Source organism: Photobacterium sp. R1, assembly GCF_054600795.1.
Genome location: NZ_BAAHZP010000005.1, coordinates 1 through 25,919 on the forward strand (window position 1 = coordinate 1; position 25,919 = coordinate 25,919).

Consider the following 25,919-nt stretch of genomic DNA (forward strand, 5'->3'; position numbering starts at 1 on the left):
GCAGCAGTCATAGGTGGGACAGGTTCAAGATTAAGTGGAGGAAAGTTTGAGAATGGTGCTGTGACGGGGGCGTTTTCAAGGTTGTTTAATGATGAGATTCATCGTGGACAAAAAGATGCTACGAATTCTGCGCAAAGCCAAGGCAATAATCCATTGAGTGTTGTTGGTGATGTGATAGGAAAAATATGGGCGCTTCCTAATACCATTATTGGCGCAATTTATGGAGGAGTAGACCATATTGTTGGAGAAGTTGGTTACGTCTTTGGATTGTACGATGTTAGTCCAAGTATCACTTTCGGCAACAATGCTATTCAGTTCATAGATAATCCTTTCACCCTTTCCAAAACGGCAATTACATTGGGAAATACCATTTCATATGGCAGAGGTACTGGGCCGTCACAGTATGGTTCGTATGGGGATTACAGTGTTCAAATTGGATTACACGAGAAAGCTCATACATATCAATATCAGGCGCTAGGGCCGCTATTTTTACCGACATATTTTATTGGAGGAGGAATATCTGGTCCGTCAGGAAATCCCTTTGAGAATGCAGCCCAAAATTATGGAAGGGGTAATGGAGGTTGGTGGCCATGGTAAAAAGAATGATGTCCTTACTATTGATCTGTGCTGTGCTACTTGGTTGCGATAGCTTCCCTGGGCCAACGCTCAGAAATGAGTTTCCTACTGAAATAAAAGTCTCGATCATATATGGCGATGGGACAAAATATTCAGAGACATGGCCATCATGTCGAACAGTTTCTGTAGGGGCTTCGGAGCTTGGAAGATTTGGCGTAAGATCAAAAGAGGTTGGTATCGACCGGATAGTTGTTGAGGTTGAAAACAAAGTTGAGATTAACCTGAATAAGGAAGCGATAGATAAGCTCTTGGAAAGATCGACTAAGGAAAAGGGGTATCTGGTCTGGGTTTTAGATGGTTCTGGTATCCATTTTTCTACGCATAGGGAATGTTCTTTGAACCAAGGCGGACAATGATCCGCCGAGTTGTGAGGACAGACATTTGAAATATCGCTGGAAGTGTACCTTCTATAATCAACTGGATAGGAATTCAGCTGTTTAGTCTGCCCACTTCTCCTTTAGCGAGACAACTCAAAATTAGAGGTTTCCAGTTGCCTCCGGTATTCAGCCGGAGGCATATTTCCTAAGCTCTTGTGTGTGCGTTCTTCGTTGTAATCTCGCATCCATATCCCGAACATGCTCAAGTGATTCGAACAAATAGGTATTTAAGAATTCGCGGCGAATTGATGATGTATTGTTTTATTTATGTTTATTGTTATTCATTCATTTTGTGATTCTTTGCTAGCGCGCCTCATATGAATCGATCATCCCTTGCAAACAGGACTTTGGATGCCAGCTGAGTGTGTGTATGATATCCTGATAAAGAGTCAAAAAATAAAATTTACCACTAATTATTTGTTGGTTTGGTAAATAGTGTGATCGTCTTTTCTCAAATTTTTAAAGATATATCCGATGTGACAGGGCAGAGGTGAGGTTTTTCATTTTTATTGAGGGGATTGAGATCGTGAATTGTGGTGCAAATACAAGCAAAAGAAGTAATGTTCATGGATATGTTGTTGATTTTTCCGTCCATGATGCTGATTTGGGGACAACTGGCACTGACACTTTTGGTGATCGGTGTTGTGATGTTGTTTGTCAGTTATTATCCTTGGTTTCATAAGTTTTTTCGTTTAGATGGTGCGAAACGCTATCTGCATCTGATCTTATGGGGAAGCTTGTTTCTGGCTGCAATATCCCATATGTTTCCCGATTTTAAAGTTTATTTCATCACGATTTGGGCTGCCATGTATGTCTTGATGAGTGCCAGATATTCTGAGAGATGGAAGAAGGGCCATCATTGATGGCCCTGGTTTTGGATGGCTCTAATTTTTATCGTTATGATGACATTACTCTACGACTTCTACTTCGTCAGGAACCAGGTTGGCGGCTTTAACTCCGGCGATGGCGCAGAACTCATCGAGTTCTGATAAATCGCCGCTGATACCGACAGCACCGAGCAGGCACTTGTCGCTTCCGCGAATGAGGACTCCGCCGGGGACGGGCAGCAGGTTGCCTTCCGCAAGGACATTTACAGCCGACATGAATGCCGGACGTTGCTGGGCATCAATCGCCAGCTTGCGCGAAGAACAACCGAGCGCCAGGGCGCCCCAGGCTTTGGCTATCGCAATTTCAGGACGTAACATGCTGGAGCCGTCCTGGCGTTGCAGGGAAATCAGTTTACCGCCACTGTCGAGTACCGCGACGGTCAGGGGTGCAGCACCTTTGGTCAGGGCAGTGCTGAACGCGCCCTTGGTAATTACCAGTGCATCTTCCAATGTTAAGCTCATAGTGATCCCTCCGATCAAGAATTAACTGACAAAACAATTCTTTTTGATTCAAACGGCAGTCCGCAGGAACTGCCGGGTATTCTGTTCTCTGTGCCACCAATCCATGCTCGGTGAGCGGTTTGACTCCGAAACTTTCTGGTTCCGGTGTCATCTGCTTACCGCCCCGGGATGTTTCCCTGAGCAGATCCTTAACCCACCAGCAGCGGATAGCTCGGCAGGGTCAGGAAAGGGGCAAATTCGTCTGATGTCGACAGCACATCAAACAGTTGTGCCGCATCATCAAAACGTCGGTTCTGACTATTGTTGTCCAGCTCAAACTTCAGGCTGTCGACTTCCTGCTGCAGCCATTGGCGGAATAATTCCGAGGTGAACAGCTGACCGTCATCCAGCGTGACGCCATGGTGAATCCACTGCCAGATATTGGCGCGAGAGATTTCCGCTGTGGCTGCATCTTCCATCAGGCCGTGAATCGGCACACATCCCAGACCCCGAATCCAGGCTTCGATATACAGCAGCGCAATCCGGATGTTTTTCCGCACTCCGGCTTCATTGCGGTGACCTTCACAAGGGGCCAGCAGATCGTCGGCGGTGATGTCATTGGCGGCAGGTGGCAGATAATCCAGCTGATTTGGTTTTCCGCCAAGGCGCTGGTTGAAAACCGTCATGGCGGTATCGACCAGACCGGGGTGGGCGACCCAGGTACCGTCGTGGCCGTTTGAGGATTCACGTTCTTTATCCTCAATCACTTTCTCGAGAACCTGTTTCATTTCTTCCGGATCTTTGCTCGGAATAAAGGCAGACATGCCGCCCATGGCCAGTGCACCGCGCTGGTGACAGGTGGCGATCAGCAGCTGGCTGTAAGCTGTCAGGAATGGCTGGGCCATGGTCACATCGTGACGGTCCGGCAGGATACGGTCTTTGTGCTGCTTCAGCGTTTTAATGTAGCTGAAGATGTAATCCCAGCGGCCACAGTTCATCGCAACAATGTAGTCGCGCATGGCATAAAGAATTTCGTCCATTTCGAAAACGGCCGGCAGGGTTTCAATCAGTACCGTCGCTTTAATCGTGCCGGTTTCTGCACCGAAATAGTTTTCGGTGAAACGGAATACATCGGCCCACCAGGCACCTTCTTCCATGGATTCCAGTTTTGGCAGGTAATAGTAAACACCCAGCCCTTTTGCTGCGCGGGACTGGTAGTTATGAAAGAAGTACAGGCCGAAGTCCATCAGGCAGCCCGGAATGGCTTTTCCCTGAAACTGAATATGCTGTTCCGGCAGGTGTAGTCCGCGAGGGCGGGCAATCAACAATGACGGATGGTCATTCAGGACATATTCTTTCTGACGGCTGGCGTCGAAATAACGCATTTCGCCGAGGTTCGCATCACGCAGATTGATCTGGCCTTGCACCATGTTGTCCCAGCTTGGAGCAGTGGCATCCTCGAAACAACACATAAAGACTTTTGCACCGGAATTCAGCGCATTGATCACCATTTTACGATCTACCGGGCCGGTAATTTCTACCCGACGGTCCTGAAGAGGCTCAGGAATGCCGGCAATTTTCCAGCTCTTATCATTTCGGATATCAGCCGTGTCTGCACGAAACCCCGGCAGCTTGCCCTGGTCGAATTCTTGCTGCCGGACTTCACGGCGTGCCAGCAGCGAATCCAGACGGCCAGAGAACTGGCTGACCAGTGCTGTCAGGAAAGCCATGGCATCATCGCTCAGAATCGCCTGATATTCGGGTGACAGTGAATCAACGGCGAGCTGTAGGGATTCGGCTTGTGCCTCTTGATGTTGTTGGGTATCCAATTGCGTCTCCTTAGAACAAACGGTCTATCGTTTTGTATACATCTTATAATTTTCCTATTATCTATACCCCATGAGCCCTCACGAGGTAAAGTGATTTTTATCACTATGTAAACCTTATGTTGTTTTTCTGTGTCTTTGTTTTTGTTGATAACCTGATGTTTTCAAAAGAATAACTGACATTGTTGTCTGTTAACTTTGTTTTAAATCGTGAAAGTCCCCTTGCGAAGATCATTTTTGTATGTCTAGAATACAATCATACACAACATTGTATACAATTATGCAGGAGGCACTATGGCGAAGATGAAGGCAATTGAAGCCGCCGTTGAAGTATTGAAAAAAGAAGGGGTTATTCAGGCATTTGGTGTACCGGGTGCAGCAATTAACCCAATGTATGCTGCACTGAAAAAGCTGGGTGGCATTGATCATGTTCTGGCTCGCCATGTAGAAGGTGCTTCTCATATGGCGGAAGGTTACACCCGAACCAATACCGGAAATATTGGTGTTTGTATCGGTACATCCGGTCCTGCGGGAACCGATATGATCACAGGATTGTATTCGGCTTCGGCAGATTCCATTCCAATCTTATGTATCACAGGTCAGGCACCACGTGCCCGTCTGCACAAAGAAGACTTCCAGGCCGTTGATATCGAAAGTATTGCGAAGCCAGTGACCAAATGGGCGACGACAGTTCTGGAACCTGCTCAGGTGCCACGTGCCTTCCAGCATGCTTTCCACCTGATGCGCTCAGGTCGTCCGGGGCCGGTTCTGATCGATCTGCCGCTGGATGTTCAGCTGGCTGAGATTGAATTCGATATCGACAGTTATGAACCGCTGGAACCTTACAAGCCAACGGCAAGCCGTGCCCAGGTTGAAAAAGCACTGTCGATGCTGAATGAAGCCGAGAAGCCACTGATTGTTTCCGGTGGCGGCGTGATTAACGCGGGTGCAGCCGATCTGTTACAACAGTTCGCTGAAATTACAGGTGTTCCAGTCATTCCGACCCTGATGGGCTGGGGTTCCATTCCGGATAACCATGAGCTGATGGCAGGTATGGTTGGTCTGCAGACTGCGCATCGCTACGGTAATACGAGTATGCTGGCTTCTGATTTTGTCTTCGGGATTGGTAACCGCTGGGCGAACCGTCATACCGGTTCGGTGGATGTTTATACGCAGGGCCGCAAGTTCGTTCACATCGATATCGAACCGACTCAGATTGGCCGTGTTTTTTGTCCGGATCTGGGGATTGTTTCTGATGCCAAAGCAGCACTGGAACTCCTGGTTGACGTTGCCCGAGATATGAAGGCGCAGGGCAAGCTGGTTGACCGCAGTGCCTGGGTTGCTGAGTGCCAGGAACGCAAAGCAACGATGCTGCGTAAAACGCATTACACCGAAACACCGGTGAAGCCAATGCGTGTTTATGAAGAAATGAACAAAGTCTTCGGTGAAGACACTTGCTATGTGAGCACCATCGGTTTGTCTCAGATTGCGGCAGCACAGTTCCTGCACGTCTACAAGCCGAATCACTGGATCAACTGTGGTCAGGCTGGCCCGCTGGGCTGGACCATTCCGGCTGCACTGGGTGTACGCGTGGCGGATCCGAACCGTCCGGTGGTTGCCCTGTCTGGTGACTACGACTTCCAGTTCATGATTGAAGAACTGGCGGCCGGTGCGCAGTTCAACCTGCCTTACATTCATGTTCTGGTGAACAACTCTTATCTGGGACTGATTCGTCAGGCACAGCGTCAGTTCGACATCGATTACTGTGTGCAGCTGGCATTTGAAAACCAGAATGCCCCTGAACTGAATGGTTATGGTGTCGACCATGTTGCTGTGGTTGAAGGTCTGGGCTGTAAAGCGATTCGTGTCACGGATCCGGAGAACATTGCAGACGCCCTGCGTGAAGCTCAGGTGCTGATGAACAAGCACCAGGTTCCGGTTGTGGTTGAAGTGATTCTGGAACGTGTAACTAACATCGCCATGGGTGTCGAAATTGACGGCATCAATGAATTTGAAGCGCTGGCTGAAAGTCAGGACGATGCGCCAACAGCCATCACCTTCAATCAATAATCAGCCACGAACAGCAAAAGGAATGTGACATGCCGAAATTAGCAGCAAACCTGTCCATGCTTTTTACGGAAGTACCTTTCATGGACCGTTTTGAAGCCGCCGCGCAGGCGGGCTTCCGTGGGGTGGAATATCTGTTTCCGTACGCCTTCGAAGCCGATGCGATCAAAGCCAAACTGGATGCGTTTGGTCTGACTCAGGTGCTGTTCAATCTGCCTGCGGGTGATTGGGACGCCGGCGACCGTGGTATCGCGGTCGATCCCAAGCGCGTAGAAGAATTCCGTGCCGGTGTGCCGGAAGCCATTCGCTATGCGAAAGCGCTGAATTGTACTCAGGTGAACTGTCTGGCAGGGATTGTCCCTGCTGGTGTCACCCCGGGTCAGGCTGAAGCGACTTTTGTCGATAACCTGCGCTTTGCCGCAGCGGAATTGAAAAAAGCGGGTATCAATCTGGTCATTGAAGCAATCAACACCCGTGATATTCCGGGCTTTTTCCTGAACACCACCCGTCAGGGGCTGGACATCATTGAGAAAGTCGGCAGTGATAACCTGGATTTGCAATACGACATTTACCACATGCAAATCATGGAAGGGGATCTGGCAACAACGCTGAGCCGTGAGCTGGGACAAATCCGCCACGTCCAGCTGGCCGATAACCCTGGCCGCCATGAACCGGGCACAGGTGAAATTAACTATACCTTCATGTTTAAGCACCTGGACGAAATTGGCTACGAAGGCTGGGTTGGCTGCGAGTACAAACCGCAGACTACCACGGAAGAAGGCCTGGGCTGGCTGAAAGCATTCAATCAAATCTAAGGAGAGGATCATGACGACTATCGCATTCATCGGCACAGGTATCATGGGTAAACCGATGGCCGAAAACCTGCAAAAAGCAGGGCATCAACTGGTGTTTTCTGATCATTACAACGAAGCACCGGCAGATCTGGTCGCGAATGGCGCTCAGGTGGTGCATTCACCCAAAGCAGCGACAGAATTAGCGGATTACATCATCCTGATGGTGCCGAATACGCCGCAGGTCGAAGAAGTGCTGTTCGCAGAAAACGGTGTTGCTGCAGCCCTGGACGCCAGCAAAACTGTGATTGATATGAGTTCAATCTCGCCAATTGAAACAAAAACCTTCGCTGCCAAAGTCAAAGAAACCGGTGCGGAATATCTGGATGCACCTGTCTCGGGTGGTGAAGTGGGCGCAATCAACGCAACGCTGACCATCATGGTAGGCGGAAGTGAAGAAGCCTTTGCTCAGGCAAAACCGCTGTTCGATGTGATGGGTCAGAACATCAATCTGGTGGGGGATAACGGTGCAGGTCAGGTCTGTAAAGTGGCGAACCAGATCATTGTTGCGCTGAACATTGAAGCGGTTGCTGAAGCACTGGTCTTTGCCTCGAAAGCGGGTGCTGATCCGGCCCGTGTCCGTGAAGCGCTGTTGGGTGGTTTTGCAAACTCAAAAGTGCTGGAAGTTCACGGTGAACGTATGGTGAAAGGAACTTTTGAACCAGGTTTCCGTATTCAGCTGCATCAGAAAGACCTGAATCTGGCACTGACTGGTGCTGAAGCACTGGGTGTGTCACTGCCGAATACCCGTTCTGCACAGAACCTGTTTGACGCCTGTGTCCAGCTGGGCGGTGAAGGCTGGGATCACTCGGCAATGATCCGTGCCATTGAAGAACTGGCGAATCACAGTATCCGTCAGTAATTTGCTGAATGACGGCACTTGGGTGACCGTCCCGGGGCGCAGCGACGGCTGTGGCTGCGTTCCGAACTTTTTGTCACATAACAGTTTTTGAGTCTCCTTTGGTTATGTGGTCCCGAAACCGCGGGTTGGATAAAAAGGAGTCGGCTGCTTGTCAGAGGTGGCTCGGCCGGCTCCGACCAGTTCCGAAAAAATGTGGGTGACAGTGACGGTTTCGGGTTTTTTCCCCTGGTGATCATACCGGGAGCAACTATGACGTGGAGCAAAACATGCACATGGAAACGCATGCATTTCTGACTGCACTGTTTAATCGTGCAGTAAAACAGGCCCTCCCCGGTGAGACCTTAAAGCAATTTCTGCCAGAAGATAAAACAGGCAAGGCCGTGGTGATTGGTGCCGGGAAGGCAGCAGCCTCAATGGCCAGAGCACTGGAAAGTGTCTGGGAAGGTGAGCTGGAAGGTTTGGTCGTGACCCGTTACGGGCATACAACTGAATGTCAGCAAATTGAAGTCATCGAAGCGGCGCATCCGGTGCCGGACGATGCCGGGCGTGAAGTTGCAGAGCGGATCTTAAGTCTCGTTGAAGGACTGGATGAGAACGATCTGGTGATTTGTCTGCTGTCTGGTGGTGGCTCAGCCTTATTAAGCTTGCCTGCTCCCGGCATCACGTTCTCGCAGAAGCAGCAGATTAATAAAGCGCTGCTGAAATCAGGGGCTGCCATTGATGAGATGAATTGTGTTCGTAAACACCTGTCGGCTATTAAAGGCGGACGTCTGGCAAAAGCGGTCGCACCCGCCAGGTTGATCACGCTGGCTATCTCAGATGTGCCGGGTGACGAAGCGACTGTGATTGCATCAGGTCCGACGGTAGCGGACCCAACCACAAGCAAAGATGCGCTCGAAATTCTGAGCCGTTATCAGGTCAGTGTGCCCGATAGTGTGACCGACTGGCTGCACAGCCCGGAATCTGAAACGGTTAAACCGGGAGACGTCTGCCTGGCCCGTGCTTCTTTTGCGCTGATTGCCAGCCCGCAGCTGTCGCTGGAAGCGGCAGCCGATGAGGCGGGTCACTGGGGAATACCGGCACATATTCTGAGTGACTGCATTGAGGGTGAATCTCGTGACGTGGCGAAAGTACACGCGGCACTGGCAAAGCAAATTGCCGAGCGTGAACAGCCGTTCAGCGCGCCCTGTGTGCTGCTGTCGGGCGGGGAAACCACGGTGACTGTTCGCGGGGAAGGCCGGGGAGGGCGAAACAGTGAGTTCCTGCTCAGCCTGTATCATGAGTTGCAGGGGCATCCGCAAATTTATGCGCTGGCGGCTGATACCGACGGAATTGATGGTGTGGAAGACAATGCCGGTGCGGTGTTAAATCCTCAAAGTTACCATCAGGGACAAGCATTAGAGCTCAATAGTCAGGATTATCTGGATAACAATGATGGATACACTTTCTTTAAACAATTGGATTCATTGTTAGCAACAGGTCCCACATTAACGAATGTGAATGATTTTCGCGCCATCCTGATTCTTCCGAAGGAAGAATAAAGTAAGAAATTGACTCCTTGAGTTCAGTTGTAAGTTGTAAGAGGCAACGGTAGGCACAGTTTTCTTTGTCCTTGGAGACTGTGTGCCCTTTGGGAATAGTGTCAGCGGCACTATTCCTTTTTTTATGTCTGAAATTGGCTATCTACCCTCTATACTCATCTGCACTTCAGATCGCAATATCAGTCAGTACGAATTTTTGATACTGGCATGAAAGAAACCTAACGATTGCTAAAATCATACTGGGATATGTATACAATGCTAGATGTTTTTCTGTATGGTTTTACAGCGGACAAAATGTCCCAAGAAAGCTTGATTGCAGGAAAAGAGTGTCCAGAACAGGCATAAGCAGGTAGGTGGGAGCGTGCAGCAGCGACTTTATACAATACCGAACTGAACGAGAAGGCTGCATGCCCCACTGAAGAAAGTATAAGGCATGCAGTTATTGTATACAATGTTGTTTTGAAAATTAATCTGTATTGTTATCAATTTAGCGTCGTTTCAAAACTACATCAGAAAACACGGCGTGTAAGTCACTGCTGATCGCTTCATCATCCAGAGCCAGTTTCGCGTTGATATGACCCAGGTGGTTCCGCATCAGTGCGACAGCCTTTTCTTTTTCACCAGCCTCAATGGCATCCAGCAGCTGATTATGTTCATCAAATGAACACTGACCACGGTTTCCGACTTCATAAAGCGCGATGATTAATGATGTCTGTGAAACGATGCTGCGCTGGAAAGAAAGCAGAGGCGGGTTGTTCGCCATCGTGGCAAGCTGGATATGGAATTCACCGGACAAACGAATACCACGGCCGACATCACCCTGATCAAAAGCAGCATGCTCTTCTTCGACCAGTTTACGCAGGGTTGCGACTTGTTCACTGGTGGCGTGTTCAACTGCAAGTTCAGTGATGGCCAGTTCCAGCACTTCACGTGCTTTCAGAACTTGTCTGGCTTCTTCTACATTCGGTGCTGCGACCACCGCACCACGGTTCGGGCGAATTTTGACAATTTGCTCGACTGAAAGGCGCAGCAATGCACGGCGAATAATGGTCCGGCTGACACCAAAGATCTCACCCAGAGCTTCTTCATTGAGTTTTGTGTTTGGTGGCAGACGTTGTTCCAGAATGGCGTCAAAAATGTGGCCATAAACAATATCGTCCTGAGTTTGTGCCGTATTCTCAGGAAGGGACTTCTTTAGCGTCGACTTCTTTTTCACTGGCGTGGTCACTACTTCTCTCCTAAAGCTTCTCCAGCTGCTTCGTTATTGTATGCAATTGGAGGTAAAAAGCGAAATAACTTTTCAGAGTAAAATAAATATGAAAAGTAAGTATGAGTGCCAGCGGAATGTCAATCAGGGAGTGCCATAAACCAGAGGTATAGCACTCCACGGTTCACTGCTGTGGTGGGCTATCGAGCCGTCAGATTGTCAGTTGCGAATATGTCGGCAAAATGAGGATAAACCTTTGAGGCGGTTTCCTGAATAAATTCAACGGGCATATCATCAAAACAACCGTGATATTTTACATACTCCATGTGTTTGCTGCCATCATTTGTCGCGGATTGCAAAGTGGCATCATGATGGCCGTCAAATGCCAGCGGCTCAACATTGAACTTGTTACATAATTCTTTGTTAAACACGGGTGTTGCTTTCACCCATTTTTCATTCAGCAAGACTTCCGCATAGCCATGCAAGGCAAAATAATCGGTACCGAGCCATTCGACGAGCGCTGGCGTTGATAGGTGGTTGATCACATCAGCCAGTCCCAGGCGGGCCGGGATACCGTGCAAGCGGCAAAGCGCGACCATCAGTGCAGCTTTGGGGATACAATAGGCCTGGTTGTTTTGCAAACAGTAGCTGGCTTTCAAACTGGGTAAGCCATCCTTGAGTGTGTAGGGATTGTAAACAATCTCATCCCGGACCAGATTATAAATGCTGATCGCTTTTTCGACGGGTGTCGAGCCTGTGACCTGACGACTGAACGCCTGAATGTCCGGGTGGAAGAAATCAAAGTATTCCGTTGCTGCTATATGTGCTGCCGTGCTCATTGATCTTGATGTCCTTTCTGTTATTAGACTTTTAGATTAGAGCCTTAACTCTATTGTGGCGAATCCACGCATGGTTTTTTATCTCAATGCTTGAACTGATTCACACTCACCACGGCTTGATCTTCGTGGTACCAGATCTGATGATTAAGGTAATCGCGAGGTAAATACCATGGCATTGAAACAGCGGATGAACCGCACCCTCCAATTATGGCTCAATGATTTGTCGGACCGTGTCTCGACAAATGCAGTGCAATGGCAAGCCGGGCTCGGTGATTTCCTTGAATCCGGGTTGCCGCCTGCCCCAAGCGATTTGGTGATCGCGACCCTGAATGGTCTGATGGGGGACGGGCTGGCAGAGCGGCGAAGCCGTCTGGCTCAAACGATGGCATTCAGCAGTCAGATGATGCGCCTGAACCTGGATCCTGTGGTGCTTGCCGGGCAGTTGAAGGCACCTCAGCCGCGACTGGTGATTTGTGTCCATGGCTGGTGTATGAACGACAGCCAGTGGCAGCGGAAGTCACATGACCACGGAAGAGCGCTGGCTAAGTTTGGTTACACACCTGTTTATCTTCGCTATAACACCGGCAGGCATGTTTCAACAAACGGGGAAGAGTTTGCGCTGATGCTGGAGAAGCTGGTCGATATCTGGCCCTGTGAAGTGAAAGAGATTGTGTTGATTGCTCACAGCATGGGCGGGCTTGTCAGTCGCAGTGCCTGTTTTTATGCAAACCGGCATCAGGTGAAATGGATTCAGAAACTGGCCACTTTGATCACTTTGGGCACACCGCACAACGGAGCTCCGCTGGCGCAGATGGTCCATTGGGTTGAAGAGCGTACTGCCGCGGTCCCTTATCTTCAGCCGTTTGCAACACTGGCCAGAATGCGAAGTGCCGGGAGTAAAGATCTTTGTCATGGGGCGATTCATCATGCGGCCTGGGAACGTCGTGTTCCGGATACAGGACAGCTTCGTCCGCCGTTGCCAGATGGTGTCGCCTGCTTTGCGATCGCCGGCTGTCTTCGCAAGAATGTGCAGGATGCACGAAGCCGCCGGTTAGGTGACGGGCTGGTGCCGGTTGCCAGCGCACTGGGTGAAGCAACCGAACACCATCTGTCTTTAGAGTTTCCAGTGCAAAATCAATGGGTGTGTGGTGGTATGAATCATATGGGCTTGCTGACCGATCCCGGTGTTGCCCGTCGGGTGCAAGGCTGGGTGCTTGCTAATAGTCATTAATGCGTATATCGATGAAATCATTTTGTAGTCATGATTGAATCTGTTTATCCATGAAAAAAAATTGCCGTCATCAGTCATGGAATGATTTGAGTGCCGCAGAGCGAGTGTCTATAAAGCCCTCATCTTAGGTATACAGACGGACACGCCATGGATTTTGAAGCCATGATTGACACACTGCACACGCAAGGCTGGTGTGTATGGGATGACTTTCTTTCGGTCACTGAAGTGGATGCGTTGTATCAGTGCCTGCCATCTGAGTGGTCTCAGGCGGGGATCGGACGTCAGGATGATCATGCACTGCTACATACTGTGCGCAGTGACAAGATCCATTGGTTGTCGGAAGATATGGGTCAGCCGGTCCGGGATTATCTGGAAAAGATGGAAATGATTCGCCAGGCTGCGAACCGATATCTTTATCTGGGGCTGTTCGAATATGAAGCACATTTTGCTAAATATGAGCCGGGCGATTTTTATCTGAAGCACCAGGACAGTTTTCGTGGCCGGGCGAACCGTAAACTGACCACTGTTTTCTACCTTAATCCGAAGGACTGGCAAGAGTCCGATGGGGGGGAACTGGTGATGTATCAGGATGACGACAGCTATTTAACACGACTGACACCCAAAGGGGGGCGGCTGGTGGTGTTCTTATCAGAAGATTTCCCGCACGAGGTATTACCCGCGAATCGTCAGCGATTCAGTATTGCTGGCTGGTTCAGGCTCAATGGCGTCAGTCACGGTACGCTGGATATTGCGCTGTAAACATCAATCAAGCCTGAGTGCAGAGATCGCAGCATAGAGATCGGCGTCAGGCTCCTGTAGTATGCTTTTTTGATTCTGATTCAACGAAGGATATATCCATGCAAGACGACGACATCATGACAGGCGAAATGCTGGTGGAAGCTGTCGAAAACCAGTTGGCCGACGGTAACCCGATCAAGGTGAAAGAGACTTTGATGCGTCTGGTGATGACCGGGACTCCAAGAGAAGAAGCGATTGAGATGATTGCTTGCGCCCTGTCTGTCGAAGTATTCGATGTTGCCAAAAACGATGGCGAGTTCAATCTCAAGCGATACTCAGAGCATCTGGATGCTTTACCTGAGATGCCCTGGGAAGACGACGTTTAAATTTCTGTAAAGCCTCGCCATTGTACGCCACCTTCGGGTGGCGTTGTTGTTTTTTATCCCGCTTTTCTGCCTTCCTTAGTCAAATATTTCAGTTTTAGCTGGCGCACACCCCAAAATATTGGAATTTTATTCCGCCTTTTTCTGAACGGCAGCACGACTGCATTTATTTAGGATGTGAATATTATCAGTAAAGTTAAAAATTCTGATTTTTTGGTGTTATTTGGACTTTAAGGCCAGTTTTTAGTCTTGAATCCAGTGATAGGGCCTGTAATGGATGCTATTTTTGACCTTTTGTTGTGTGATGTAAGTCATAAACAGGATGAAATGCTGTATTGATAGATTTGATTGGTTTCATTTGTTGGTTTTTGGTTAAAAAACGGTGACACATTTCAATTGGATTCTATTATTGTCTTCACAACCTCTGACAAGCAGCAAGGAAACGAACATGATTATTGGTGTACCTAAGGAAATTAAAGTTCATGAATACCGCGTGGGTATGGTGCCGGCTTCCGTGAGTGAAGCGGTTGCACACGGTCACACGGTCTACGTTGAAACTCAGGCGGGTGTCGGTATCGGTTTCAGCGATCAGGACTACATTGATGCTGGTGCGAAAATTCTGCCAACAGCTGCTGATGTTTTTGCTGAAGCAGAAATGATTGTGAAGGTAAAAGAGCCTCAGGCTGTTGAGCGTGCAATGCTGCGTGAAGGTCAGATTCTGTTTACTTACCTGCACCTGGCACCAGACCCAGAGCAGACACACGATCTGGTGAACAGCAAAGCGGTCTGTATCGCTTACGAAACTGTGACTGATGAAGCTGGCCGTCTGCCACTGCTGGCACCGATGTCTGAAGTTGCTGGTCGTATGTCAATCCAGGCTGGTGCTTTTGCTCTGGAAAAATCTCGTGGCGGTTGCGGCATGCTGCTGGCCGGTGTCCCGGGTGTTGAGCCTGCGAAAGTTGTTGTGATCGGCGGTGGTGTTGTTGGTGCAAACGCAGCACAAATGGCTGTTGGTCTACGAGCAAATGTTGTTGTGCTGGATCGCAGCATCGATGTTCTGCGTAAACTGGATGCTCAGTTTGAAGGCAAAGTACAGTGTGTTTATTCGACGAAAGACGCGATTGAGAAACACGTACTGGAAGCGGATCTGGTCATCGGTGGTGTTCTGGTTGCAGGTGCTGCTGCTCCGAAACTGGTTACCGCTGAAATGGTGAAAAAGATGAAGCCAGGTTCTGCAATCGTTGACGTTGCGATTGACCAGGGTGGCTGTGTTGAGACTTCTCATGCGACAACTCACAGTGATCCAACCTTTATCGTTGACGATGTGGTTCACTACTGTGTTGCGAACATGCCAGGTGCCGTTGCGCGTACTTCAACTTTCGCACTGAACAACGTGACTCTGCCATATATCCTGAAACTGGCAAACAAAGGTTATAAAGCAGCGCTGAAAGAAGACAAACATCTGCTGAACGGCCTGAATGTTTACCGTGGTCAAATCACTTGCCACGAAGTGTCTACTGCTCTGGATCTGCCATATGTAGATGCCGCAGAAGTACTGGCATAAGCTTGCTTTTGAGCGAATGAAACGAATCCCTGCTTCGGCAGGGATTTTTTTTGCTTTGTGTTGGTGATGAACGCAGCTGAAATTGACCGGGCAGCGAATCTCACAGAATCTCTTCATTTCAACCTCATGCCTCTGCGTTGCTTTATTTGCCTTAATAAGCTCACTATATTCATCATTGCTGGCTTTGCAGAGACGCCTTCATGTGAATCACTTTGGTTATGTCTGTCTTCGTGATGATGTGAATGGTGGATTGAGATTCTGTCGGAATATCTGACATCTGATACCGGATAGAAAGTACAGGCAAAGATGGGATAGTGTCGACCTGTCTAAATAATCAGACACATAAATCCGGCTTTCTATTCAGAATGAATGGCGCTGAAGTGAAAATTGGGATCAATCTATCAGGAATGATCATGAAAGCAGGAATTGATATTTCTCTGACAATGAAAATGGCCTTTATGAGAATATAAAGGCCAAGATAAAAGTTGGTCAGATTGTTTAAATCATGCGCGAGCGTAGATAACGCTGCCACCTTTAATTGTATCGATGATTTCTTTGGATAGATTTTTCGGCAGAGCAGGGCAACCCCAACTGCGTCCTAAATAACCATGACGACGAATGAAGTCTTCAGTTGCATAGGGTGCACCGTGAACCACAATATAACGGCGGCGTGCATTATCGTTCTTGCCTTTCGTCAGACCATCCAGGCGCAGTGAGTAGCCGTTCCCGCCAAAATAAGTGGTATCTGTGAGAAAGGTGCCCAGTGACGTCTGACGTGAATTCACAATGTTTGAGAAGTGTTTGGCAACAACACCACCACTGTTCACACCATGGGTGACATACGTATGGAACAGGAGTTGGTTGTTTTTTAAATCAATGACAAAAAAACGTTTTTCTGTAGAAGGTTTGCTGTAGTCAATAATGGTCAGCAGCTGTTTTTTACGTCCTTTTGTATTGTAATATTCGTTATATCCATTTTGAAAGACATCGTAATCCAGCTTTCCTTTCAAACCTGCTTCTTCGTACACATGCTGAATTAAAATGTCAGGATTTTTGTTCTGCTGTATTTGTTGTTTTGCGGGTCCCTGAATTGTGCTGGCTGATGCATATTGCGGGAGATAACAAAAAATTAAAATGAATAGGTAGATGGCTTGTTTCATTTCCTTGATTACACTCTTCTAATTCGTTTATGCCAAAGACAAAGTGACTCTACCATAGGATTTGAATTTTTTTAGCCCTCTTATCACTAGTTTTACGTCAAAACTTTTCAAGCTGTTTTGCGGTTAAATTCTCAAAATTGATACATTTATTAATACAAAACAGTAAATTAAAATATGAACAGTGTTTAATGAAAAATTAACTCCATCCCTGGTAGTAATATTTCATTTTTAACAAATTACTACCTCTTCCAGGAATAATATCCTGTTTTGGAAAGAGAAAAGAAGTCGTGACTAGGAAAAAGCAGAAAAATTATGTGCATGCACTGTTTGTTTGAATTTTGAGCTTAATATCGCATTTTTTTGTTGGCCCAGAATGATTCGGGTTAAAAAATAAACAAATCTTCAGGCGTAAAAAAGCGGGCATGTGTGCCCGCTTTATTGAGCAGAATCTTTCTTCGGTTACTGGACACTACAAACAGTGTCCCAGCTGCCGTCACTGCCCGGTACTGAGTTGGTCCACCATTTTGCCTGATAGACAACACCGTTGTAGATAATCTTGTCTCCGCTTGCCGCATGGCTTGGGTTTCCTTCCCAATCCGTTTGTGGCCAGTTCGGGTAAGTGTTGATGCCTGTGGTGACACAGTCACCAGGATTTCCGTCACCACCTCCGGTATCACCACCGCCATTGTTCAGATCAGCCAATGGCAGCTCCGGATGTTCAAAGGCCAGCGCATAATCTGTGTTATTCACACGGACGGTGTAATTCGCAGGACCTGAGATTGGCAGGAAGTAGTTGAGCGTCAGATCAAAGCTCTCGTTGTTACCGAGCTGCTTCCAGCTTGGCAGGCTGAAAGAGACACGGTGGAAGCTGCCATCCAGGCCACCCACATTGTCACCACGGCTATGGCCGGAAGCGATGACTGTGAGATTTGCACCGGATTGATCCGACATATTGTCCGGGGTGGAAGTCGGAATATTGAACTGGAATTCCGTGCCACCCGGCAATGCCACACCGGTTTTGTTCGTCACAGTCATGGTTGGGTTCAGCGGATAGTTCTGATCACCGACTTTGAAACCGGAAACGCCAACTTCAACATTCACAGCGGATGTTGGAATCGCGCTTTCAGCGACGGTATTACCGTAAGGTGTCGCACTGGCAAACTTGTCGTAAATGGCTTTGGTCATGGTGTGACCCATGTGGTATTCACCATTGCCTGTCTTACAAGCGTTTTCGCTTTCATCAACTGTGGTGCGGTTACCGTTGGCATCCAGGTTGTAGCAGTTGTAGTCACCTGCCAGTTCCCAGAACATGATCCCACCAATGCCCTGATCGACAACATAGTTTGCTTTGGTGTTAATTGACTCTTTATCTTCGGTTGACAGGAAAACTTTCTTCTCGGCGTTCCACAACCAAGGTGCGACAGACACGCTGTCGTAATGACGGCTATAGGTACCACGCAGAACATCATCCGGATCGTTGACCGGATCAAGGCCATATGCCGCCGTATAGCTACCATAAATGCCGTTCGCAAGGTTCATGGCATGCCACATTGGGTTGGAGCCTGCACCCATTTCTTTGCCGTTGGCGTCTTTGTCATGCCACATGTTGTCAATGCCGGTTGCACCAAAGCCACACTTGCTGGTGCCGGCACCGGTTCCTGCAGGGCAGTCACTCTGGTTTGGCAGTTCAGCCCGGCCCCACAGGCCATTGGTTCCGCCTGTGACCCCTTGCCAGCCACGGGTATAGTAAGGTACACCAATGTTAATCCGGCCAGCAGGCATAGAGCCACGGAAGTAATGGTAAGCCCAGTCGGTATTCAGATAACCGGTCTTCTTGTACTGTGCCGTACCATAGACATTCCCCGCCTGGAGTTCAGCATCCAGACCACTGTCGTACAGTGAAGCATTGTGACCGACAAATTCGTTCCACGCACCGTGCAGGTCGTAGCTCATGATGTTGACATAGTCGAGGTATTTGGTAACCGCCATGGTCTCCATGCCGCGCAGCAGATAGCCGGATGAAGGCGCTGCGATCGTCAGCATGTAGTGATGGCCATCCTGAGCACTGGCCTGGTCAAGTTTCTCACGCAGTACTTTCATCAGCTCATGATAGGACTTCATCAGGTGAGGGCGCATTGCATCAGAATAAGCGAAGTCATCCGGGTTACCGGCACCTTGCATGCTGGTAGGATATTCATAGTCAATATCCAGACCATCAAACTTGTACTGACGCATCATCGCAACAGCTGAGTCAGCGAAGGTCTGGATACCCTGATGATTGATGCTGCCGTCAGCGTTTGTGGTCATGGTATAGAAACCACCGTCTGCAACCCGGTTCCCGTTATCATCAAAGTGACCGCCCGTTTCAGCCCATCCGCCGATGGAAATCAGCGTTTTGACACCATGTTTAATTTTGGCTGTTGCCAAGGCACCGAAGTGGCCTTTAAAACCCAGCGCCGGGTCAATTTCGACCTCTGGCCATTCTTTACCGACTGCCGGGTTATTGGGATCGTTGACATTACCGACATTCACTTTGCCGTCAGAACCAATACTGACAAAGGCATAGTTAATGTGCGTCAGGTTTTCCCATGGGATATCGCTGACGAGGTAGCTGTTTTGCGGATCACCGCTGCTGCGCCAGCTGGTGAAGTAACCAATAACGCGTCGCGCATGGTCGGCGCCCATCTTTTCGCGGCCGTCCTGATCATACACAGTACAGTAGGGGACTGTGACACCCGGCGTCTGGTATAAACCATCCGGACGACAATTTGTTGCAGCCTGCGTCTGGAAACTCAGCATACAGGCTGCACTGAGAGCAGCCAGCGCAAAGCCATGCTTCGCATGCTTGCGCTTTTGTTTCATCGTTAACATCTATGGTTCCTTAACAAAAAATTAAAAAATAAAATAAGTGACAGACTTATGTTTAGTCGTGAAATAACTATAGGTTTTTTCTTGTTATTCCGAGTTTAATTGTTCGGATATTGGTCAATGATCACACAAATTTGGCCAGATTCTGTAACATATTCACCATTACTTTGCGTGGGCAAACAAATTGTCTGGTTGGTTTTTAGGCAGAAATAAGCTGTTTGATCAGGGAATTAGGAATGCTTCATGTATACAAAATGTTATGGTGTCGGTTATAACTGCTGACTTCTTCGGGCTGATTAGGAATGAATATGGATATCACATTGTTCCACGCGTCACTGTTACTGTTCACAGGGTTTCTTGCCGGTATCATCAATACCCTGGCTGGTGGCGGGTCGAACCTGACGCTGCCTGCATTGATGGTGATGGGGATGCCTGCTGAAGTGGCAAATGCGACCAACCGGTTAGGTGTCGTTTTACAGGCAATCACGGCCGTTTTCGGATTCCGCCGGCATGGAAAACTGGAGTTCAGCGATGCAGGGCCAATCATACTTCCCACGGTCATTGGCGGGTTGATTGGAGCCGGTGCTGCTGCATATGCTCCTTCTGAGTGGATCAAGCCTTTGCTGTTGGGCACGATGCTGCTGATGGCGCTGATCATTTTGGTGAAGCCAAGTGTGGTTGCACCTGAGCCCGGGACCATTGCCAGGAAAGTGGCAGAAACGCCAAGCTCCTGGTGGGGATTGGGGATTGCGGGTTTTTACGGCGGGTTTGTCCAGGCGGGAGTCGGTTTTGTGCTTCTAGCTGCGCTTGCCGGGACGCTGCGCTACGATCTGGTCAGAGCGAACGCACTGAAGATGCTGTGTACATTGATGTTCACGATTGTCGCTCTGGCTTTGTTTATTTATGAAGGACTGGTTTTGTGGCTTCCCGGGCTTGTACTTGCGGCAGGAACAATTCTCGGAACTCACCTTGCTGTGAAGTTTGCGATTCATGCCAGTGCGAAAACATTGAAGTGGTTTTTATTTTTAATGACGCTCAGCGGCTGTATTGCAGCAATGCTAAATTAAAAACTCTGGTTAATTTATTTAATTTTATTTGTTGATAAAATTAACAATAATATATTGAAATTTACTCCTCTCATTGCAAATGCATTGAACTGAATATTATTCAACGCATCACACATTCACTCTGTTTTTCTGATTTAAAAATCGTGATTAGCCATACTTTAAATATGGTTAATTGCGTTTTTTTTGTCTAAACGGTCACACTTTAAGCAAGATTTCAAATGCTAGATCTAATGTTTCATTTTTAGTGAGTGTTAACTCAGAAGTGAAAGTGGCAAAATATTTCAAATGTAACAATCTGTGAGGAGGTGTGTCCGACGCTGGGTGTGGCGTACGAATAAGCCTGATCGTTTGGTTAACCAGTGAGCGTTTATAAAGCGTACCACTGATTAGTCAGGGGGTTACCTTATTAGACTCCGGACGCAGCAACTGCGTATTGATTCAGATCAAAATAATAACTCATGTAGTCGTTCGATCTGTGCTTGTGACTTTTTGAATGACGACTTTTGCCCAAAAAGCTGAGAGAGAACATGAAAACCTCAAGATATAAGAATATCTTGTCGGGTGGCTTTGTATTTTTTATGAGCCTATTCCTGTCAGGATGTCAATTTGCGCTGCTTGATCCAAAAGGTCGGATCGGTGTTGCAGAAAAAGATTTGATAATCACATCTTTGTTACTGATGCTGATTGTCGTTATTCCGGTTATTTTGATGACGTTCTACTTTGCGTTTAAGTATCGTGAATCAAACACCGGCGAAACATATACGCCAGAGTGGTCTCACTCAACCAAGATTGAGCTGGTTGTGTGGACTGTGCCAATTATTATTATTGCCATTTTAGGCACGATTACCTGGCGTTCTACTCACGCACTTGATCCAAGACAACCGATTGAAAGTACAGTGGAGCCGATGAAAATCGAAGTCGTTTCTCTGGACTGGAAATGGCTGTTTATCTATCCGGATCAAAACATTGCGACCATCAACGAAGTGGCATTCCCGAAAGGTGTCCCAGTTGAGTTCCATGTCACCTCAAACAGCGTCATGAACTCGTTCTTCATTCCACAGCTTGGCAGTCAGATTTACGCCATGACCGGTATGCTGAACAAATTGCATCTGATTGCTGATGAAGCTGGTGTTTTCGATGGTATTTCAGCGGGCTATAGCGGTCACGGCTTCTCTGGCATGAAGTTTAAAGCGCTGGCATTGGAAGATCAGGCAACCTTCGACGAGTGGGTGCAAAAAGTTCAGGCATCTGACAATCAGATGAAGACCCTGAATGACTTCCAGACCATCGCGAAGCCAAGTGAGAACGTGCCAGTGAGTTATTACTCACATGTGCCTTCTGACATGTTGCTTACCATCCTGAATCAGTTTGAAGGTTCGCTGACGTGTACGATCACGCCGGAATTTTCTTCTGAGCAAACATTCTAGGACATATTATGTTTGGACGATTAACACTGGACGCCATTCCTTTCCATGAGCCAATCCTCATGGTGACGCTGGCGATCGTATTGCTGGGCGGTGCCGCCCTGGTAGGCGGCATTACCTATCTGGGTAAATGGCGCTACCTCTGGACAGAGTGGTTCACTACTGTCGATCACAAAAAAATTGGTGTGATGTACATCATCGTCGCGTTTGTGATGATGCTGCGTGGTTTTGCGGATGCCATCATGATGCGGAGCCAGCAAGTGCTGTCTGCCGCGGGAGAGACCGGCTACCTGCCGCCACATCACTATGATCAGGTCTTCTCTGCACACGGCGTGATCATGATTTTCTTCATGGCGATGCCGTTTATCATCGGCCTGATGAACATCGTGATTCCACTACAGATTGGTGCACGTGACGTTGCTTTCCCATTCCTGAACTCCCTGAGCTTCTGGCTGTTCGTTGTGGGTGTGGTACTGATCAACATGTCTCTGTTTGTGGGTGAGTTTGCTCAAACGGGCTGGCTGGCATATCCGCCACTGTCGGGTAAAGAGTACAGTCCTGGGGTCGGGGTCGATTACTGGATCTGGGCATTGCAGATATCCGGGATCGGTACGACTCTGTCAGGTGTGAACTTCTTCACCACCATCATGCGTCTGCGTACACCATCGATGCCAATGATGAAGATGCCTGTATTCACCTGGGCATCCCTGTGTGCAAACATTCTGATCATTATTTCGTTCCCAATCCTGACCGTGACCATTGCGCTGCTGACACTGGATCGTTACCTGGGCACGCACTTCTTCACCGTAGATATGGGTGGCGACATGATGATGTACGTCAACCTGATCTGGGCGTGGGGTCACCCGGAAGTATACATTCTGGTGCTGCCGGTCTTCGGTGTGTTCTCTGAAGTGGTTGCGACCTTCTCGCGGAAGAAGCTGTTCGGTTATACCTCTCTGGTGTGGGCAACTGGTGTCATTACCTTCCTGGCCTTCATCGTATGGCTGCACCACTTCTTCACGATGGGTGCAAGTGCGAACGTGAATGCCTTCTTCGGGATTGCCACCATGGTGATTTCGATCCCGACAGGAGTGAAGATCTTTAACTGGCTGTTCACTATGTACCGCGGCCGGATTAAGTTCACGACGCCTATGCTGTGGACCATCGGTTTCATGTTCACCTTTACCATTGGTGGGATGACCGGCGTTCTGCTGGCAGTGCCTGCAGCGAACTTTGTGCTGCACAACAGTCTGTTCCTGATTGCGCACTTCCATAACGTGATTATCGGCGGTGTGGTCTTCGGCTGCTTTGCAGGCTTTGCTTACTGGTTCCCGAAAGCGACTGGCTACAAGCTGGACGAGAAATGGGGTGTTCGTGCCTTCTGGTTCTGGATCATCGGTTTCTTCGTTGCATTCATGCCGCTGTACGTCCTGGGCTTCATGGGCATGACCCGTCGTCTGAGCCAGCATATTGAACCACAGTATTTCCCGATGCTGGCCGTTGCTGCCTGCGGTGCGGTGCTGATTCTGTGCGGTATTCTGTGTCAGATCATGCAGCTGTACGTCACTTTCCGTGACCGTGAAGCTCTGCGTGATGTCACCGGTGACCCGTGGGATGCCCGTACGCTGGAGTGGGCGACCTCGTCTCCGCCACCGTTCTACAACTTTGCCAAACTGCCTGAAGGTAACGAACTGGATGCATTCTGGTATCAGAAAGAACGTGGTGAAACGAATCAGCCTGTGAAATATGAACCTATTCATATGCCGAAAAACACAGGGACAGGTGTCATCATCTCTGCATACGCACTGCTGTTTGGTTTTGGTCTGATCTGGTACATCTGGTGGCTGGTTGCAGTCGGTCTGGTGGGTATGATCGGCGCATGGATCAAGCACAGCTTCAACGACGATGTGGACTACTACGTCACAGTTGAAGAAGTGAAAGCGATTGAGGAAGCCCATAAAGCACGTGTTGCTGGTGCGACCACGACACCAACATCGAAAGACGACGAAGACGAGATGGAGGTCGACTATGCACACTAATGCGGTTGGTCATCACGAGCACGACGAACACCATCACGACATCGGTGAAACCAAGCAGCTAGGCTTCTGGATTTACCTGATGAGCGACTGCATTCTGTTCGCAACGCTCTTTGCTACCTATGCCGTATTGTGTGGCAATACGGCTGGTGGTCCGAGTGGCAAGCATATTTTTGAGCTGCCGTTTGTATTTACTGAAACCATGATGCTGCTGTTCAGCAGTATCACTTTCGGCTTCGGTATGATCGCGATGAAACGCAAAGACATTGCGGGTCTGAAGCGCTGGATGTACGTGACTTTCCTGCTGGGCTTTGGTTTCCTGGCCATGGAAGTGTATGAGTTCCATCACCTGATTGAAGAAGGCTTCGGCCCGGATCGCAGCGCGTTCCTGTCTGCATTCTTCACACTGGTCGGAACCCACGGTCTGCACGTGACTGCCGGTATGATCTGGATGGTTGTGTGTCTGATTCAACTGAATACCAAAGGCCTGAACGACGTGATGGAAACCCGTTTCCATTGTCTGAGTATGTTCTGGCACTTCCTGGATATCGTTTGGATCTGCGTATTCACCATCGTGTACCTGCTGGGAGTATTGTAATGGCGAAGCAAGAGCATCAAACCGGTTACGGTGATTACATTAAAGGGTTTATTGCGTCACTGATTCTGACCATTATTCCTTTTTACTTCGCAGCAACCAAAAGCCTGCCAACCACAACAACCGTTGCGATTCTGCTGGTGTGTGCTGTGGTTCAGCTGGTGGTGCATCTGGTGTACTTCCTGCACATGGATCGCTCTGAACAGGGACTGTGGAACTCCATGTCCTTTATCTTCACAGCGATTATCGTGCTGATTCTGATTGCCGGTTCCATCTGGATCATGGTCAATCTGCACGTGAACATGCTGCTGTAAGCCGGATGACGATATGATCAAAGGATATATTTCCATTACCAAACCTGGGATCATCATCGGTAACCTCATCTCTGTGTTGGCCGGATATTTTCTGGCTGCGAAAACGGAGGGGCTCGACGGGCCCCTCCTGATTTACACATTGCTGGGCGTTGCGTTTGTGATTGCTTCCGGTTGCGTGATCAACAATATTTTTGACCGGGATATCGATCAGAAGATGTCTCGCACCCAGAGCCGTTTACTGGCGAAAGGGGAAATCAATGCAGATGCTGCGTTTATATACGCCATCGTGCTGCTTCTGTCTGGTACTGCAGTGCTGTATCAGCAGGCGAATCCGTTGTCTGCCGTAGTGGTTCTACTGGGATTCGTGTTTTACGTGTTCTTTTACACCATGTGGTATAAGCGGAACTCAGTGTACGGTACGTTAGTGGGCAGTGTGTCCGGTGCGGTACCGCCATTAGTGGGTTATCTGGCTGTCACAAATTACATCAGCCTGGAAGCTATTTTGCTGTTTTCGATGTTTTGCCTGTGGCAAATGCCGCACTCGTACGCGATTGCGATGTTCCGCATGCAGGACTATAAAAATGCCGGCATTCCGGTTCTGCCGGTTGTGGAAGGCATTCATAAAGCCCGTCGTCATATGATGGCTTATGTCGTGGCTTTTACAGTTGTTGCTCTGGCCATGTTCGGACTGGGTTACAGCGGTTATGAATATTTACTGGTGACGTCGGGTGTCTGCCTGTGGTGGTGCGTCGTCACATTCCGTTCTCTGAATGAGAACAACTTTGTACAGTGGTCAAAATCAGTATTCAAGACATCACTGTTTGTAGTGACCGGCATCAGCTGTGTGCTGGGACTGGAGTTAATTCCGTTCGTTTGACAGCAAACGAATCACTGCATGTACCGATTCAACACTCTCTTGGCTAACAACTTTAATTAGCTACTTTTATTACGGTTTTGGTTTTTCCTGACTCGATACTATCTCCATCGAGTCAGTGAAAAACCATT

General features: G+C 48.6%; 23 protein-coding genes and 1 pseudogene. 17 read left to right on the plus strand and 7 right to left on the minus strand.

The genetic code is table 11. From position 1 onward, the window contains the following. On the plus strand, positions 1–597 hold a 597-nt coding region (locus ACYP03_RS09660; RefSeq protein ID WP_459779448.1), incomplete at its 5' end, for a hypothetical protein. Next, entirely contained in the window at positions 591–992 is a 402-nt protein-coding gene (locus ACYP03_RS09665; RefSeq protein WP_459779449.1) for a hypothetical protein, read from the plus strand. The genes ACYP03_RS09660 and ACYP03_RS09665, both read left to right, overlap by 7 nt. 101 nt (positions 993–1,093) lie before the next feature. Here the strand turns inward: ACYP03_RS09665 and ACYP03_RS09670 are convergent. Further along, a pseudogene (locus ACYP03_RS09670) lies at positions 1,094–1,262 on the minus strand (integrase core domain-containing protein); the annotation flags it as partial. A gap of 287 nt (positions 1,263–1,549) precedes the next feature. On the opposite strand from ACYP03_RS09670, the gene ACYP03_RS09675 reads away from it, so the two are divergent. Beyond that, positions 1,550–1,876 carry a hypothetical protein gene (locus ACYP03_RS09675; RefSeq protein ID WP_330959669.1) on the plus strand — a complete coding sequence of 109 codons (327 nt, stop codon included), beginning with the start codon at positions 1,550–1,552 and terminating at the stop codon, positions 1,874–1,876. A gap of 45 nt (positions 1,877–1,921) precedes the next feature. On the opposite strand, the gene ACYP03_RS09680 is transcribed toward ACYP03_RS09675, so the two are convergent. After that, positions 1,922–2,362 (minus strand): GlcG/HbpS family heme-binding protein, encoded by a 441-nt coding sequence (locus ACYP03_RS09680; RefSeq protein WP_248139786.1) that lies wholly within the window; start codon positions 2,360–2,362, stop codon positions 1,922–1,924. A 188-nt stretch (positions 2,363–2,550) separates the two neighbouring features. Continuing rightward, positions 2,551–4,110, minus strand: a complete 1,560-nt coding sequence (aceB, locus tag ACYP03_RS09685) for a malate synthase A (protein WP_459779845.1) — start codon at positions 4,108–4,110, stop codon at positions 2,551–2,553. A gap of 351 nt (positions 4,111–4,461) precedes the next feature. Between aceB and gcl the strand changes: the two genes are divergently transcribed. The 4 genes from gcl (at position 4,462) to ACYP03_RS09705 (ending at position 9,488) form a co-directional block, all read left to right on the plus strand. Next, positions 4,462–6,237, plus strand: a complete 1,776-nt coding sequence (gene gcl, locus ACYP03_RS09690; protein ID WP_459779452.1) for a glyoxylate carboligase — start codon at positions 4,462–4,464, stop codon at positions 6,235–6,237. 29 nt (positions 6,238–6,266) lie between these two features. Beyond that, positions 6,267–7,049 carry a hydroxypyruvate isomerase gene (hyi, locus tag ACYP03_RS09695; protein ID WP_248139788.1) on the plus strand — a complete coding sequence of 261 codons (783 nt, stop codon included), beginning with the start codon at positions 6,267–6,269 and terminating at the stop codon, positions 7,047–7,049. A 10-nt stretch (positions 7,050–7,059) separates the two neighbouring features. After that, positions 7,060–7,947, plus strand: coding sequence for a 2-hydroxy-3-oxopropionate reductase (locus ACYP03_RS09700; RefSeq protein ID WP_459779455.1), 888 nt, complete (start codon positions 7,060–7,062; stop codon positions 7,945–7,947). Between the two features lie 266 nt (positions 7,948–8,213). Next, positions 8,214–9,488, plus strand: coding sequence for a glycerate kinase type-2 family protein (locus tag ACYP03_RS09705; protein WP_330959664.1), 1,275 nt, complete (start codon positions 8,214–8,216; stop codon positions 9,486–9,488). Between the two features lie 487 nt (positions 9,489–9,975). Here the strand turns inward: ACYP03_RS09705 and ACYP03_RS09710 are convergent, their stop codons facing one another. Both ACYP03_RS09710 and ACYP03_RS09715 read right to left on the minus strand, forming a co-directional pair. After that, positions 9,976–10,716: a GntR family transcriptional regulator gene (locus ACYP03_RS09710; RefSeq protein WP_442957547.1), complete on the minus strand. Its 741-nt coding sequence runs from the start codon at positions 10,714–10,716 to the stop codon at positions 9,976–9,978. Between the two features lie 179 nt (positions 10,717–10,895). Further along, positions 10,896–11,534: a transglutaminase-like domain-containing protein gene (locus tag ACYP03_RS09715; RefSeq protein ID WP_459779457.1), complete on the minus strand. Its 639-nt coding sequence runs from the start codon at positions 11,532–11,534 to the stop codon at positions 10,896–10,898. A 169-nt stretch (positions 11,535–11,703) separates the two neighbouring features. On the opposite strand from ACYP03_RS09715, the gene ACYP03_RS09720 reads away from it, so the two are divergent. The 4 genes from ACYP03_RS09720 to ald all read left to right on the plus strand — a co-directional run bounded on the left by ACYP03_RS09720 (position 11,704) and on the right by ald (position 15,450). Beyond that, positions 11,704–12,765, plus strand: a complete 1,062-nt coding sequence (locus ACYP03_RS09720) for an esterase/lipase family protein (RefSeq protein ID WP_459779460.1) — start codon at positions 11,704–11,706, stop codon at positions 12,763–12,765. Positions 12,766–12,912: 147 nt separating this feature from the next. After that, on the plus strand, positions 12,913–13,524 hold the full coding sequence (locus tag ACYP03_RS09725; protein WP_459779461.1) for a 2OG-Fe(II) oxygenase: 612 nt from the start codon (positions 12,913–12,915) through the stop codon (positions 13,522–13,524). Positions 13,525–13,622: 98 nt separating this feature from the next. Next, positions 13,623–13,889 carry a hypothetical protein gene (locus ACYP03_RS09730; protein ID WP_248139794.1) on the plus strand — a complete coding sequence of 89 codons (267 nt, stop codon included), beginning with the start codon at positions 13,623–13,625 and terminating at the stop codon, positions 13,887–13,889. A 445-nt stretch (positions 13,890–14,334) separates the two neighbouring features. After that, positions 14,335–15,450, plus strand: a complete 1,116-nt coding sequence (gene ald / locus ACYP03_RS09735) for an alanine dehydrogenase (RefSeq protein WP_248139795.1) — start codon at positions 14,335–14,337, stop codon at positions 15,448–15,450. 503 nt (positions 15,451–15,953) lie between these two features. On the opposite strand, the gene ACYP03_RS09740 is transcribed toward ald, so the two are convergent. Both ACYP03_RS09740 and ACYP03_RS09745 read right to left on the minus strand, forming a co-directional pair. After that, complete coding sequence (locus ACYP03_RS09740; RefSeq protein ID WP_459779462.1) at positions 15,954–16,610, minus strand: murein L,D-transpeptidase catalytic domain family protein; 657 nt, start codon at positions 16,608–16,610, stop codon at positions 15,954–15,956. 459 nt (positions 16,611–17,069) lie between these two features. After that, entirely contained in the window at positions 17,070–19,481 is a 2,412-nt protein-coding gene (locus ACYP03_RS09745; protein ID WP_459779464.1) for a chitinase C-terminal domain-containing protein, read from the minus strand. Positions 19,482–19,786: 305 nt separating this feature from the next. Between ACYP03_RS09745 and ACYP03_RS09750 the strand changes: the two genes are divergently transcribed. The 6 genes from ACYP03_RS09750 to cyoE all read left to right on the plus strand — a co-directional run bounded on the left by ACYP03_RS09750 (position 19,787) and on the right by cyoE (position 25,791). Then, the gene (locus ACYP03_RS09750) at positions 19,787–20,545 is read left to right on the plus strand and encodes a sulfite exporter TauE/SafE family protein (protein WP_248139797.1); all 759 of its coding nucleotides are present in this window, start codon (positions 19,787–19,789) and stop codon (positions 20,543–20,545) included. 527 nt (positions 20,546–21,072) lie between these two features. After that, positions 21,073–21,972 (plus strand): ubiquinol oxidase subunit II, encoded by a 900-nt coding sequence (cyoA, locus tag ACYP03_RS09755; protein WP_459779467.1) that lies wholly within the window; start codon positions 21,073–21,075, stop codon positions 21,970–21,972. A gap of 8 nt (positions 21,973–21,980) precedes the next feature. Continuing rightward, positions 21,981–24,008 (plus strand): cytochrome o ubiquinol oxidase subunit I, encoded by a 2,028-nt coding sequence (gene cyoB, locus ACYP03_RS09760; RefSeq protein ID WP_248139799.1) that lies wholly within the window; start codon positions 21,981–21,983, stop codon positions 24,006–24,008. Next, positions 23,998–24,603 carry a cytochrome o ubiquinol oxidase subunit III gene (gene cyoC, locus ACYP03_RS09765; protein ID WP_459779470.1) on the plus strand — a complete coding sequence of 202 codons (606 nt, stop codon included), beginning with the start codon at positions 23,998–24,000 and terminating at the stop codon, positions 24,601–24,603. The genes cyoB and cyoC overlap by 11 nt, the downstream gene beginning before the upstream one ends. Beyond that, a complete protein-coding gene (cyoD, locus tag ACYP03_RS09770; protein WP_248139801.1) occupies positions 24,603–24,914 on the plus strand; it encodes a cytochrome o ubiquinol oxidase subunit IV in 312 nt (103 codons plus the stop codon). Before cyoC ends, cyoD begins: the two co-directional genes overlap by 1 nt. A gap of 13 nt (positions 24,915–24,927) precedes the next feature. Next, positions 24,928–25,791, plus strand: coding sequence for a heme o synthase (cyoE, locus tag ACYP03_RS09775; RefSeq protein ID WP_248139802.1), 864 nt, complete (start codon positions 24,928–24,930; stop codon positions 25,789–25,791). Positions 25,792–25,919: the final 128 nt, after the last annotated feature.

What these genes read in the sequence shown, in the direction of transcription:
- ACYP03_RS09665 (WP_459779449.1), top strand. Translation starts at nt 591, where the DNA reads ATGGTAAAAAGAATGATGTCCTTACTATTGATCTGTGCTGTGCTACTT.
- ACYP03_RS09680 (WP_248139786.1), bottom strand. Translation starts at nt 2,362, where the DNA reads ATGAGCTTAACATTGGAAGATGCACTGGTAATTACCAAGGGCGCGTTC.
- gcl (WP_459779452.1), top strand. Translation starts at nt 4,462, where the DNA reads ATGGCGAAGATGAAGGCAATTGAAGCCGCCGTTGAAGTATTGAAAAAA.
- hyi (WP_248139788.1), top strand. Translation starts at nt 6,267, where the DNA reads ATGCCGAAATTAGCAGCAAACCTGTCCATGCTTTTTACGGAAGTACCT.
- ACYP03_RS09700 (WP_459779455.1), top strand. Translation starts at nt 7,060, where the DNA reads ATGACGACTATCGCATTCATCGGCACAGGTATCATGGGTAAACCGATG.
- ACYP03_RS09705 (WP_330959664.1), top strand. Translation starts at nt 8,214, where the DNA reads ATGCACATGGAAACGCATGCATTTCTGACTGCACTGTTTAATCGTGCA.
- ACYP03_RS09715 (WP_459779457.1), bottom strand. Translation starts at nt 11,534, where the DNA reads ATGAGCACGGCAGCACATATAGCAGCAACGGAATACTTTGATTTCTTC.
- ACYP03_RS09720 (WP_459779460.1), top strand. Translation starts at nt 11,704, where the DNA reads ATGGCATTGAAACAGCGGATGAACCGCACCCTCCAATTATGGCTCAAT.
- ACYP03_RS09725 (WP_459779461.1), top strand. Translation starts at nt 12,913, where the DNA reads ATGGATTTTGAAGCCATGATTGACACACTGCACACGCAAGGCTGGTGT.
- ACYP03_RS09730 (WP_248139794.1), top strand. Translation starts at nt 13,623, where the DNA reads ATGCAAGACGACGACATCATGACAGGCGAAATGCTGGTGGAAGCTGTC.
- ald (WP_248139795.1), top strand. Translation starts at nt 14,335, where the DNA reads ATGATTATTGGTGTACCTAAGGAAATTAAAGTTCATGAATACCGCGTG.
- ACYP03_RS09740 (WP_459779462.1), bottom strand. Translation starts at nt 16,610, where the DNA reads ATGAAACAAGCCATCTACCTATTCATTTTAATTTTTTGTTATCTCCCG.
- ACYP03_RS09745 (WP_459779464.1), bottom strand. Translation starts at nt 19,481, where the DNA reads ATGTTAACGATGAAACAAAAGCGCAAGCATGCGAAGCATGGCTTTGCG.
- ACYP03_RS09750 (WP_248139797.1), top strand. Translation starts at nt 19,787, where the DNA reads ATGGATATCACATTGTTCCACGCGTCACTGTTACTGTTCACAGGGTTT.
- cyoA (WP_459779467.1), top strand. Translation starts at nt 21,073, where the DNA reads ATGAAAACCTCAAGATATAAGAATATCTTGTCGGGTGGCTTTGTATTT.
- cyoB (WP_248139799.1), top strand. Translation starts at nt 21,981, where the DNA reads ATGTTTGGACGATTAACACTGGACGCCATTCCTTTCCATGAGCCAATC.
- cyoC (WP_459779470.1), top strand. Translation starts at nt 23,998, where the DNA reads ATGCACACTAATGCGGTTGGTCATCACGAGCACGACGAACACCATCAC.
- cyoD (WP_248139801.1), top strand. Translation starts at nt 24,603, where the DNA reads ATGGCGAAGCAAGAGCATCAAACCGGTTACGGTGATTACATTAAAGGG.
- cyoE (WP_248139802.1), top strand. Translation starts at nt 24,928, where the DNA reads ATGATCAAAGGATATATTTCCATTACCAAACCTGGGATCATCATCGGT.